Below are 11,363 nucleotides of genomic sequence, written 5' to 3' on the forward strand. Positions count from 1 at the left end.
AACGAGATACAGGGGGTCCTGCGAAAAATGTCGCGAGCCGATGAAATCCAGATGAAACTAGAGGCGGCCTTTCAGCCGAGCCTGATCGAGGTGCGCAACGACAGCGCGCGCCATGCCGGCCATGCGGGCGACGATGGCAGCGGAGAAAGCCATTTCCACGTCGTGCTGCGCGCGCCGGAACTGGCAGGCAAAAGCCGCATCGCCCGTCACCGGGCAGTGCACAAGGCGCTCGGGCCGGATCTTGTGGCGGAAATCCACGCATTGTCGCTGGACCTCGACGGCTGAGCTGCGGCCCGCCACGATCAGGGGGGAACGGAAAAGGGGCGTGGTCCTTGCGGACCGCGCCCCAACTTTCAGTCAACAAACGGATGAAAGCCCCCGTTTCAATCTTTTGCGTGTCGCGCCGATCAATCCTGACGCTCTGGAGATCTATCAACCCCCGGTAACAGAACGTTAACAAATTGCGTTGACGCGACGGCAGTAAGGGATTCCTTACCTTGGGGCAGGTTGGGGCCTTGCCCGCAAGGACCGGCGTGCGGAAACGCGAAACGCGGCCCCGGTGGGCCGCGTCGCATGTTTTGTACAAATTGCGGAAAACGCCGTACAAAAGGTACGTTTTGTACAGGGCCCAAAGGTCGAAAGACGCCTTACAATCCCAGCTTGGCGCTGACGATCTGGTTGACGGCCTTGGGGTTCGCCTTGCCGCCGGTGGCCTTCATGACCTGGCCCACGAACCAACCCGCAAGTTTCGGGTTCTGCTTGGCTTTTTCCACCTGCGCCGGGTTGGCGGCGATGATTTCGTCCACCGCCGTTTCGATGGCGCCGGTGTCTGTCACCTGCTTCATGCCGCGCTCTTCGACGATCTTTTCCGGGTCGCCGCCCTCGGTATAGACGATCTCGAAGAGGTCCTTGGCGATCTTGCCGCTGATGGCATCCGACTTGATAAGCCTAATGATTCCGGCCAGTTGAGCGGGATTGACCGGGCTTTCGGTGATCTCGGTGTCGTCTTTCTTGAGGCGGCCGAACAGCTCGTTGATGACCCAGTTGGCCGAGAGCTTGCCATCGCCCGAGGCGGTCACGACCTCCTCGAAATAGGTGGCGTTCACCACCTCTGCGGTCAGCACGCTGGCATCGTATTCCGACAGGCCGAAGTCCTTGACGAACCGCGCCTTTTTCTCGTCCGGCAGTTCCGGCAGGCTGGCGGCGATGTCGTCCACCCAACCCTGTTCGATTTCCAGCGGAAGCAGGTCGGGGCAGGGGAAGTACCTGTAATCGTGGGCTTCTTCCTTGGACCGCATGGACCGCGTTTCGCCCTTGTCCGGATCGTAAAGGCGGGTCTCCTGGACGATTTCTCCGCCTGCCTCGAGAATCCCGATCTGGCGCTTGGCCTCATAGTCGATGGCCTGCTGGATGAACCGCATCGAGTTCATGTTCTTGATTTCGCAGCGCGTGCCGAGATGCGAAAAATCCTGCGTTTCCATGTATTTCTCATACTGCCCCGGCAGGCAGACTGAGACGTTGACGTCGGCCCGCAGGTTGCCGTTCTGCATGTTGCCGTCGCAGGTGCCCAGGTAGCGCAGGATCTGCCGCAGCTTGGCGATATAGGCCGCGGCCTCTTCCGGCCCGCGGATGTCGGGGCGGCTGACGATTTCCATCAGTGCCACGCCGGTCCGGTTCAAATCGACGAAGGACATGTGCGGATCCATGTCGTGGATCGACTTGCCCGCATCCTGTTCGACGTGGATGCGCTCGACGCGCACCTTGCGGGCGATCCCAGGCTCCATGTCGACGATGATCTCCCCCTCACCCACAAGCGGATGATAAAGCTGGGAAATCTGGTAACCTTGCGGCAGGTCGGGGTAAAAGTAGTTCTTGCGGTCGAAGGCGCTGACTAGGTTGATTTCCGCCTTCAGGCCCAGCCCGGTGCGCACCGCCTGTTCGATGCAGTATTCGTTGATCACGGGCAGCATGCCGGGCATGGCCGCATCCACGAAGGAGACGTTGGAGTTGGGTTCGGCACCGAATTTGGTCGAGGCGCCCGAGAACAGCTTGGCCTGGCTGGCCACCTGCGCGTGCACCTCCATCCCGATGACCAGCTCCCAGTCGTGCTTGGCCCCGGCGATCACCTTGGGTTTGGGCGCTTCATAGGTCAGATCCAGCATGGCGGTCCTCATCGGAAAACGGGTTGCCGAGCGGTCTAGAACAGCGCGGGGCAGGGGGCAAGGCCCGCCCGTCAGTCCTCCTTGATCATCCGCATTCCATCCGGCCCGAAGTGTAACCGCCGACCCGTGTCCAGCGCGGGGGCATAGAACTCTGCTAGGCAGTCCAACGCGCGCGCCTCGCCCGGATGGGCCGCGCGGTGGTGAGGGGTTCCGCCTGTCTGGCGTTCAGGAACCTTGGCCCAGATCTCGGGATGCAACTCTCGCAGGTGATCCTGCGCAATCCAGCCCAGGCAATCCGCGACCCGGCGCCGCGTGCTGCCCGTCGGGGTCGGCCCGCCCAGCGTGTGCCCGATCAGGGCGGCCATCCGGTTGGCCATGTCCTGCGTCGGATGACGCGTCAGAATGTCGTGCAGCCCTTCCACGAAGAGCTCGGCATCCAGTCGGGAAAATGCGCCGGCCTCTTTGCAGAGCGCGCCAAGGTAGATCCAGGCATAGCCGCCGCTGCCCCAGAGATCGCCGGTCCGCGCCGCGGTGCGCCGGGCCTGCGCATCCAGCTGTTCCCAGCTGCCAAAGCGCGTGGGGCGCAGGGCCTTGCCGAACTGCCACATGTGCCAGGGGTTGCCGGGGTCGAGATCGATCAGATCCTCGAAATCGTCGGCCACGCGGTCCCGCGGCGCCGGATCCGCCTCCAGCACCGCGCAACGCACCACCGCCCAGAGCGGTGACTGATGCTCGAAAGGGTCGAACCGGTCGTTCAGTCGCGTTGCGGTGGCCATATGCCGGGCAAAAGCCTTGAGGCGGTCGGTCGCGGGGGCTGTTGCATCGTCGGCGGCGCGCCAGGCACGAGCCGTCTCGACATGAACCGTCGCGACGATCTGGGCGATCACAGGGCAGGCGGGCATCTCGGCCAGCAAGGGGTCCAGCGAGGCGACGGTTGCCTGCACCTCGCGCGGTTGGCCCCGGTTGATCGCCTCGGCGATGGCCGCGGTCACGTCGCGGCGCGCGCCCTCGGCCAGCATCGACGCGGCCGAGCGCAGTCCCGGAGTCAGGCGCCGCTCGGCCTCTGCCGTGGCGATTTCCGTGGCCAGCTGTTCCCAGTCCTCCTGCCGGGCCAGAAACTGCCCGCGTGCGCGCAGATGCTCACAGGCCAGCGCATCGGGGCCGGGATCGCACAGGGGGATGTGGACCGGCGGATGCCGAGGCGCCGGGGGTATCGTGGCCGGGATGGTGGCGGGGATCGCCAAACGGGGCGACAAACGAGCGCGTACGGCGCGTACCGAGGGAAACAGGTGATGTATCGTCATGACCTCAAACTGCCCGCGATTCGCGGCCAAAATCCGGCGGCTTGCGGGAATTGCGCTGTCTTTCTGCCGGCGAAGGCCGGGCTTTGGTGCCGGGCGGGGGACAACATGTTGCGGGCGGGCGAACAGTGCATCGCCAAGGCTGGGGCGATTGGCAGAGATCCGCCTTGTTTTTCGGTGGTTCATGGCCCTGCGGCGGCAGCTACGCTTGCAACGTTCAGCGCCCCGGGCGACATTTCAGGACAAATGAAAAAAGCTGCTGCCATTCTTTGCGGTCTCGCCCTTGCGGGTCAGGCTGCTTTCGCTAATCCCGATCCCGCCGGGGCCGTTGCCCTGCATGCGCCGGTCAGCCCACCCGCGGCAGAGATTTCGCGCCTCGCGGTTCCAGAGTCCTTGCGGCCCAAGGCGCGCAAGACGATCGTCGTGCCCAAGGCGCGCTGGGACAATATCGAGGGCAGCCGTAGCTGGAGCATCGCGGCCCTGCGGGGGTTGCGTGCGCAGGCCAGCCAATTGCCGGACCTCGTGCCGCGCGACATCGCCGAGTACTGCCCGGCCTATCCCAGTGCAGGCCGCACTCAAAGAGAGGCTTTCTGGGTCGGGTTGATCTCGGCCCTCGCCTGGCACGAAAGCACCCATCGCCCCTGGGCCGTGGGCGGTGGCGGGCGCTGGTTCGGGCTGGTACAGATCTATCCACCAACCGCGCGCTTCTACAAATGCAAGGCGCGCAGTGGCGCGGCGTTGAAAGACCCCGAGGACAACCTGTCCTGTGCGCTGCGGATCATGGCGGTCACCGTGCCGCGCGACAAGGTCATAAGCCGCGGCATGCGGGGTGTGGCGGCGGATTGGGGGCCGTTCCATTCCCGGCGCAAGCGCGAGGACATCAAGTCCTGGACACGGTCGCAAAGCTATTGCACGGGCCTTGCGCGGTCACTGCGCCCTGTTCTACGCCCCGAGGGGCTGGGCCCTGTCCAGGACGTCGCGGACGCCCCGGTGCCGGCAGAGGACTGAGGCTCAGGCCTTCAGCCAGCTGGGCCGGCGCGTCGCATCCACCAGCGACACCGCCGGTGCCTTGGGTCCCCCCAGGGCAAGGGTTGCCCGGCGCAGCATCTCGATCCCGTCCTCGGACTTGGCAGGCAGCGCCTTGGGAGAGATCGCCTCGCCCACGGTGATGCGGTAGGGCTGGCGGGCCTTGTTCAGCGTTTCGTAGAACAGGGTGATGTCGCGCAGCGTCGGGTGCAGCAGGTCGAACAGGTAGAACAGGACCGAGTTTCGGGCCCGGATGTTCACCGGGATGACCGGCAGGTCGAACTTGCGCGCGATCATCGCCGCGCTGGCCATCCAGGGCCGTTCATGCAGAGACAGACCGCGCCGTTTCGCCAAGCGGCCCGAGGGGAAGATGACACCCAGCCGGCCTTCATCCACCGCCTTGCGGGTATAGGCCATCGTCTCGCGTGTCTTGCCGTGGCTGCGCTTTTCCTTGCGCCATTCGACGGGGGCGATCATCTCGGCGTATTGCGGCAGGACGCGCATGATGTCGTGGTTGGCAAAGTAATAGGTATCGCGCCGGATCTTGCCGATGACGTGATGCAGCATGATCCCGTCGGCGATGCCGGTCGGATGGTTCGACACGATCAGTGCCGGCCCCTGTCGCGGCACGTTCTCAAGCCCCGTGAACTCCAGGTCCTTGGCCAGCATCTCGGCCATGACCTGCATGATCTGGTCAGCGGTCATGTCCTTGACGAGCGTCCCGATCTCGATGGTCTTTTCATACCCCAACATGCGGTTCAGCACGGCCCGGGCAGGCCGGACAACCGGAGAACTGGAAAACAACCAGGGCGCGCGTTCGGCGATCAGCGGGTCGATGCGGTCTTTCATTCTAGCCCCAAGATCATAATTTAGTGACACTTCCATGACGGGCGCGCCTCTTACATGAGCAGTTTACACCACAGCTGCGGCGGGTGCACGCCCATGACATAGGGTTTCGGCGATGGCTTGCCATTCGGCGGTCCAGACAGCGGGGTGTCGTTGCCGGTTTCAGGCCTGTCTGTCCTTGGAAAAGCTAGGGTCAGGGGATGTGGTTCTGGCGGGCTGAGATTGAAATTATTTCAATTAAACAGTATGTTGCGCGACGATTTGTTGAGGCGTCAGATCAGCCCGAAATGATGCCGCTCCGTCTTGATGTCCCGCGTCTCCAACGCCTTTTGCAGCCGGGGATGTGGCGGCAGGCTGTCCTGCGGCAGAGTGATGCGGCGCCCGTCATCCAGCACCAGCCGCACCCGGATCGAGAAATCGAGTCGCGTTTCGAAGCGGGCCACTGCGATCCGAGACAACGCAACCTCGCCCGTTGCCCCGCCCGATCCCCAGCGGAGCATGTTGTCGTCCAATCGCAACCAAGCGCTGCGCCCGGTACTGAAATCGATAAGGGCCGGGAGGCTGACCAAAAGCAGCGCACCGACGATCCAGATCGAGGCTTGTAGCACGAACCACAGCGTCATGGCCGCCAGCCAGACCAGCATCAGCACCAGAAAGGCCCGCAGCGACCGGCCCGAAGAAGCATGTTCCAAGGGGCTGTTCACCGTCCCCCCGACACGTCCAGAATGGAACGGGTGACATAGGAGGCCCGCTCGGACAGCAGCCAGAGGATCGCCTCGGCGCATTCCTCGGTCGTGCCGGCGCGCCGCATGGGCGTGGTCGGGGCCAGTCGTTCCAGCCGGTCGGGCTGGCCGCCCTTGGCGTGGATATCCGTTTCGATCAGACCGGGGCGGATGGCGTTGACGCGGATCCCCTCCGGCGCCAATTCATCGGCAAGTCCCAGGGTAAAGGTGTCGATGGCGCCCTTGCTGGCCGCATAGTCGACGTACTGGTGGGCCGACCCCAGTCGCGCGGCCATCGAGGAGATGTTCACGATCCCGCCCCCCATGCCCCATTCGCGCATCAGGCCGACGGTCTGCCGGGCGACCTCGATCGCGCCGAAAACATTGACGGCAAAGACTTTCTGGACCCGTTCGGGCGTCAGGTCTTCAATGCTGCCGTGGGGAGAGACGATGCCGGCGTTGTTGACCAGACCGACCGGACCGGGCTTAAGCTCGCGCAGCTTGGCAAACATCTTCTCGATGGCCTTGGGCTTGGAGACATCCGCCTGCACCAGGTAGGCCTGTGCCCCCATGCTTTCGACCATCGCCGCGGTCGTTTCGGCCCCGGCCTTGTCCTGGCCGTAATGGACGACGATCCGCTGCCAGCCCGAAAAGGCCGCCATGCGCGCGGTGGCCGCACCGATCCCGGCGCTGGCGCCGGTGATGATCAGCGCGCCGTTCATGCGCGGAGTGTCCGGGCGTAAAAGGGTGGGGACGGCCTGCGGCCGGCGAAGGTAAGGACAGGGCGCATCGCGGTCTCCGGAGTGGTTCGGCCTCAGGCTATCGCGGTTTTGGCGCGGGCCACAAGATTGCTTGCGTGCCCGGCGCCCTTCTTGCTGGCAAATGCCGTTTCAGCCGCCCCGCGGGCTCAGGCGCCCAGGATGCGCGCCACCATCTCGCCTGTGTCGCGGCTCAGCTTGGGTTTGGCCTGCAGGCGTTCCAGTTCTGCCCGCATCAAGTCCTGGCGGTCCGCGTCGTAGCGTTTCCAGGTCTGGAAGGCCGAGGTCATGCGCGCCGTGGTCTGCGGGTTCAGGTCATCGAGACGGATCAGCCAGTCGGTGAGCAGGGCATAGCCCGCGCCGTCCTTGCGATGGAACCCGGCGTGGCTCATGGCCACAGAACCCATAACCGCGCGGAACCGGTTGGGGTTTTTCCAGTCGAAATCCGGATGCCCGGTCAGCGCCTCGGCGCGCGGAACCACGTTGTCCGGCGCGGTCATCCCGATCTGCAGCCCGAACCACTTGTCCATGACCAGCCGGTCGCCCTTCCACTGCTGTTCGAAAGAGGAGAGCGCCTCTGTATCCTTGCCAGCCCGCACCAGTTGCCCCAGCGCCGAAAGTTGCAGCGTCATGTTGTCGGCCCCGGCGAATTGCTCCTCCGCCGCCTTGCCGCCATCCAGTTGGGTGATCAGCGACAGGGCGGAACCGCCAAGGGCGCGTTTGCCCGATTGCTCGGCGGTCGGCGCAAAAGGCGCGTCCACCCGGCCTTCGGCGGCAAGCTGAGGCAGCAGGTCGGCCCAGCGTTCCGCCATGACCTGAACCAGCGTTTCCTTGGCCTGCCAGATCGCGTCCGGGTCCGGTGTCACGCCGCGTTCGAACAGCACCTGCGCCAGTTCCGAATCCGAGGGCCGTCCCATCATCATCGCCCGGAAGGCCGGGTCGAGATCGCGGTCCCGCAAGAGCCTTTCCAGCCCGTCCAGCCAGGCCAGGTCGGGGCCGGCATCCTCGGTGATCATGGCGATCAGGCTGTCACGGGCCAGCAGGCGAGAGGCCTCCCAACGGTTGAAGGGATCGGTGTCATGGGCCAGCAGAAAGGCTCGTTCCTCGCGGCTCTGTTCGCGTTCCAGTACCACGGGGGCGGAAAACTCGCGGTTGATCGAGGGCACCGGCCGCGCGGCCAGCCCGTCAAAGGAAAAGCTCTGTTCGGCTTGGGTGATCTCCAGAACGCGGGTCGGCACCACCTCGTCGCCGTTGGGATTGAGCAGGCCCACGGCCATGGGGATGACCTGCGGTTCCTTGACGTCCTGTCCGGGCGTGGGCGGCGTGTGCTGCTTGAAGGTCAGCGTATAGGTTCCGTCGGCCCAATCCTCGGTCACCTCGACCCGCGGCGTGCCGGCTTGGCTGTACCAGCGCTTGAACTGCGACAGGTCGCGGCCGGTGGCATCCTCGAAGACCTTGAGCCAATCCTCGATCGTGGCGGCATCGCCGTCGTGGCGCTCGAAATACAGATCCAGCGCCTTGGCGTAATCCGCATCGCCCACCAGCCGTTTCAGCATGCCGATCACCTCGGCGCCTTTCTCATAGACCGTGGCGGTGTAGAAGTTGTTGATCTCCTGGAAACTCTCGGGCCTGACCGGGTGCGCCAGCGGTCCCTGGTCCTCGGGGAACTGGCGCCCGCGCAGCATGGCCACATTGTCGATGCGCGCCACCGGGGCCGAACGCACGTCTGCGGTGAACTGCTGGTCGCGGAAGACGGTCAGTCCTTCCTTCAGACACAGCTGGAACCAGTCGCGGCAGGTGATGCGGTTGCCGGTCCAGTTGTGGAAATACTCATGCGCGATGATCGCCTCGATGCGTTCGAAATTGGCATCGGTCGAGGTTTCGGGCGAAGCCAGGACGCAGGAGGAGTTGAAGATGTTCAGCCCCTTGTTTTCCATCGCACCCATGTTGAAATCGTCCACGGCGACGATGTTAAAGACGTCGAGGTCGTATTCTCGGCCATAGACATCCTCGTCCCATTTCATCGACTTCTTCAGCGCCTCCATGCCGAAGGCGCATTTGCCTTCGTCTCCCGGTCGCACCCAGATGTTCAGTTTGACCTCCTTGCCCGACCGGGTGGTGAAGCGGTCCGGGTGGTTGACGAGATCGCCGGCAACCAGTGCAAACAGGTAGGCGGGCTTCGGCCAGGGATCGTGCCACTCGGCCCAGCCCTCGCCCCGGTCGACCGAATTGCCATTCGACAGCAGCACCGGCAAATCCCCCTCGATCCGCACGGAAAAGACGCTCATGACGTCGGGGCGGTCGGGGTAATAGGTGATCTTGCGGAATCCTTCGGCCTCGCACTGGGTGCAGTACATGCCACTGGACATGTACAGCCCCTCCAGCGCGGTGTTGTCTTCGGGCGCGATTTCCACCTCCGCTTCCCAGAGGAACGGGCCTTCCGGCACGGCACAGCGCAGGCCCTCGGGCGTGACTTCCGGCGTCACCTCGACCCCGTCGATGGTGGCGCGGATCAGTTTCAGGTCCTCGCCATGCAGAAAGAAGTCCTGTGCCCGGGCCTCGGGGTTGGGCGCGAAATGGATTTTCGAGATCACCCGCGTCGACTTGGGCGCAAGGCGAAAGGTCAGGTGCACATCGCTGACCTGCCAGCCGAAGGGAGTGTAGTCCTTGAGATAGATGGTCTTGGGTGCGGCGTCTTTCATCGGGTCCTCGCGGGGCTGGAAGCTGTTGGCCGTGACCCTAGGTCGGAGCCGAGGGGGCTGCAATGGCACCGCCGCCGAAAGGAGACCTGATGTCCGTGATCCTCTGGTTCAAGCGCAATCTGCGCGTAGCCGACAACGCGGCGTTGTTGCGCGCTTGCGAGATCGGGCCTGTCCTGCCGCTTTACATCGTTGAACCGGGCCTGTGGCAACAGCCCGACGCCTCTGCTCGCCAGTACGCCTTTCTGTGCGAGACGCTGGCCGGGCTGCGCGCCGACCTGCGTGCCCTTGGCAGCGACCTTGTGATCCGGTTCGGCCCGGCGGTCGACGTGCTGGAGGCGCTGCGCGCGGAAACCGGGGCAAACTGGTTGGTCAGCACCGAGGAAACCGGCAACGCCTGGAGTTTTGCCCGTGACAGGGCCGTGGCCGCCTGGGCTGCTGGTCAGGGCCTGCGCTGGCAGGAACTGCCGCAATCGGCGGTGCGCCGTGGCCGACACGACCGTGACGGCTGGGCCGCCCATCGCAACCGGCTGATGGCGCAGGATCCGCTGCCGGCGCCCGGGGCGCTGCCGCCCGTCCAGCAACCGTCCGACGCCCTGCCAGAGGCTGCCGATCTGGGGTTGGCCATCGATCCCTGCCCGGGACGCCAGCGCGGCGGCCGCGTCGAGGCCGAGGCGCTACTCGACAGTTTCCTGACAGAGCGCGGCCAGAATTATCGCAAGGCCATGTCGACACCGCTGGAGGGCGCAAGCGCCTGTTCGCGGCTGTCGCCGCACCTGGCCCTCGGCACTCTCAGCCCGCGCGAGGCGGTGCGCGCCACCGCCGCCCGCCAGCGAGAGGTTAGGGGCACGCGGACCGGGTGGTCCGGCAGCCTGAAAAGCTTTCAGTCGCGCCTCGCCTGGCGCGACCATTTCATCCAGAAGCTGGAGGACGAGCCGGATCTGGAATGGCGTGCCCTGCACCGCGCCTATGAGGGCCTGCGCCCGGAAACCCCGGATGCCGCGCGCCTTGAGGCATGGGAAAAGGGCGAAACCGGGCTGCCCTTTGTCGATGCCTGCATGCGCTCGCTGATCGCCACTGGCTGGCTCAATTTCCGCATGCGCTCGATGCTGATGAGCGTTGCTTCCTACCACCTTTGGCTGCCCTGGCAGCGCACGGGTCAGCATCTGGCGCGGATGTTCACCGATTACGAACCGGGCATCCACTGGAGCCAGGTCCAGATGCAATCGGGCACCACCGGCATCAACACCCTGCGTATCTACAACCCGGTCAAACAGGGCCACGACCAGGACTCGACCGGCGCCTTCACCCGCCGCTGGTGTCCGGAACTGGTCGATGTTCCCGACGATTGCCTGCAGGAACCTTGGCACTGGGACGGGCAGATCGACTATCCGCCACCGGTGGTCGACGTGAAACAGGCGGCAAGGACCGCCCGCGATGCCATCTGGTCGGTGCGCAAGAATGAGGGGTTCCATGACGAAGCCGCACGGGTGGTGCGAAAGCACGCCTCGCGCAAGGATCCGCAACGCCATTTCGTCAACGACCGCGCGCCTCGAAAACGGCGCCCCACCGGCGACAGCCGCCAGCAGAGTTTCGATTTCTGATGCCGCGCGGCACCCGCAAGGGCGATTTGCCGGTCAAGACCTGCGCGACCTGCGGCCGCCCGTTCACCTGGCGCAAGAAATGGGAAAAGGTCTGGGCAGAGGTCCGCTATTGTTCCGACCGCTGCCGCCGCACCCGCAAATCCGACAAGGCGAACGCAGGTCGTCCCTGACTGGCACAGCGTTTCATTGGGCTCGAAAGACTTCGGGGGCCGCGCTTTGCGCAACTGGGGCAGCGCCGTCAGATA

General features: G+C 64.8%; 10 protein-coding genes. 4 read left to right on the forward strand and 6 right to left on the reverse strand.

All coding sequences use genetic code 11. The annotated features are described in order from the left end of the window. Positions 1-27: 27 nt before the first annotated feature. Entirely contained in the window at positions 28-285 is a 258-nt protein-coding gene (locus tag ACQY5B_RS08005; RefSeq protein ID WP_305971117.1) for a BolA family protein, read from the forward strand. Between the two features lie 362 nt (positions 286-647). Here ACQY5B_RS08005 and gatB read toward each other — a convergent pair whose 3' ends face one another. Further along, the gene (gatB, locus tag ACQY5B_RS08010) at positions 648-2,162 is read right to left on the reverse strand and encodes an Asp-tRNA(Asn)/Glu-tRNA(Gln) amidotransferase subunit GatB (protein WP_420325677.1); all 1,515 of its coding nucleotides are present in this window, start codon (positions 2,160-2,162) and stop codon (positions 648-650) included. A 71-nt stretch (positions 2,163-2,233) separates the two neighbouring features. Next, on the reverse strand, positions 2,234-3,466 hold the full coding sequence (locus ACQY5B_RS08015; protein ID WP_420325676.1) for a hypothetical protein: 1,233 nt from the start codon (positions 3,464-3,466) through the stop codon (positions 2,234-2,236). Positions 3,467-3,709: 243 nt separating this feature from the next. Here ACQY5B_RS08015 and ACQY5B_RS08020 point away from each other — a divergent pair, with 243 nt between their 5' ends. Beyond that, positions 3,710-4,471, forward strand: coding sequence for a transglycosylase SLT domain-containing protein (locus tag ACQY5B_RS08020; RefSeq protein ID WP_420325675.1), 762 nt, complete (start codon positions 3,710-3,712; stop codon positions 4,469-4,471). A 3-nt stretch (positions 4,472-4,474) separates the two neighbouring features. Here ACQY5B_RS08020 and ACQY5B_RS08025 read toward each other — a convergent pair whose 3' ends face one another. The 4 genes from ACQY5B_RS08025 to pepN all read right to left on the reverse strand — a co-directional run bounded on the left by ACQY5B_RS08025 (position 4,475) and on the right by pepN (position 9,517). Beyond that, on the reverse strand, positions 4,475-5,338 hold the full coding sequence (locus ACQY5B_RS08025) for a GNAT family N-acetyltransferase (protein WP_305971121.1): 864 nt from the start codon (positions 5,336-5,338) through the stop codon (positions 4,475-4,477). A gap of 269 nt (positions 5,339-5,607) precedes the next feature. Further along, positions 5,608-6,039: a hypothetical protein gene (locus ACQY5B_RS08030; RefSeq protein ID WP_305971122.1), complete on the reverse strand. Its 432-nt coding sequence runs from the start codon at positions 6,037-6,039 to the stop codon at positions 5,608-5,610. Next, complete coding sequence (locus tag ACQY5B_RS08035; RefSeq protein ID WP_305971123.1) at positions 6,036-6,779, reverse strand: SDR family oxidoreductase; 744 nt, start codon at positions 6,777-6,779, stop codon at positions 6,036-6,038. The genes ACQY5B_RS08030 and ACQY5B_RS08035 overlap by 4 nt, the downstream gene beginning before the upstream one ends. Before the next feature lie 185 nt (positions 6,780-6,964). Then, positions 6,965-9,517 carry an aminopeptidase N gene (gene pepN, locus ACQY5B_RS08040; RefSeq protein WP_420325674.1) on the reverse strand — a complete coding sequence of 851 codons (2,553 nt, stop codon included), beginning with the start codon at positions 9,515-9,517 and terminating at the stop codon, positions 6,965-6,967. 89 nt (positions 9,518-9,606) lie between these two features. Between pepN and ACQY5B_RS08045 the strand changes: the two genes are divergently transcribed. Both ACQY5B_RS08045 and ACQY5B_RS08050 read left to right on the forward strand, forming a co-directional pair. Beyond that, positions 9,607-11,118 (forward strand): FAD-binding domain-containing protein, encoded by a 1,512-nt coding sequence (locus ACQY5B_RS08045; RefSeq protein WP_420325673.1) that lies wholly within the window; start codon positions 9,607-9,609, stop codon positions 11,116-11,118. After that, positions 11,118-11,288, forward strand: coding sequence for a DUF2256 domain-containing protein (locus ACQY5B_RS08050; protein ID WP_305971126.1), 171 nt, complete (start codon positions 11,118-11,120; stop codon positions 11,286-11,288). Before ACQY5B_RS08045 ends, ACQY5B_RS08050 begins: the two co-directional genes overlap by 1 nt. The last annotated feature ends 75 nt before the right edge of the window (positions 11,289-11,363 follow it).

Source organism: Antarctobacter sp. (assembly GCF_965277915.1).
In the GTDB taxonomy this organism is placed as follows: Bacteria; Pseudomonadota; Alphaproteobacteria; order Rhodobacterales; family Rhodobacteraceae; genus Antarctobacter.

Coding starts and splice junctions, on each gene's coding strand:
- ACQY5B_RS08005 (WP_305971117.1), top strand. CDS start 28: ATGTCGCGAGCCGATGAAATCCAGATGAAACTAGAGGCGGCCTTTCAG.
- gatB (WP_420325677.1), bottom strand. CDS start 2,162: ATGCTGGATCTGACCTATGAAGCGCCCAAACCCAAGGTGATCGCCGGG.
- ACQY5B_RS08015 (WP_420325676.1), bottom strand. CDS start 3,466: ATGACGATACATCACCTGTTTCCCTCGGTACGCGCCGTACGCGCTCGT.
- ACQY5B_RS08020 (WP_420325675.1), top strand. CDS start 3,710: ATGAAAAAAGCTGCTGCCATTCTTTGCGGTCTCGCCCTTGCGGGTCAG.
- ACQY5B_RS08025 (WP_305971121.1), bottom strand. CDS start 5,338: ATGAAAGACCGCATCGACCCGCTGATCGCCGAACGCGCGCCCTGGTTG.
- ACQY5B_RS08035 (WP_305971123.1), bottom strand. CDS start 6,779: ATGAACGGCGCGCTGATCATCACCGGCGCCAGCGCCGGGATCGGTGCG.
- pepN (WP_420325674.1), bottom strand. CDS start 9,517: ATGAAAGACGCCGCACCCAAGACCATCTATCTCAAGGACTACACTCCC.
- ACQY5B_RS08045 (WP_420325673.1), top strand. CDS start 9,607: ATGTCCGTGATCCTCTGGTTCAAGCGCAATCTGCGCGTAGCCGACAAC.
- ACQY5B_RS08050 (WP_305971126.1), top strand. CDS start 11,118: ATGCCGCGCGGCACCCGCAAGGGCGATTTGCCGGTCAAGACCTGCGCG.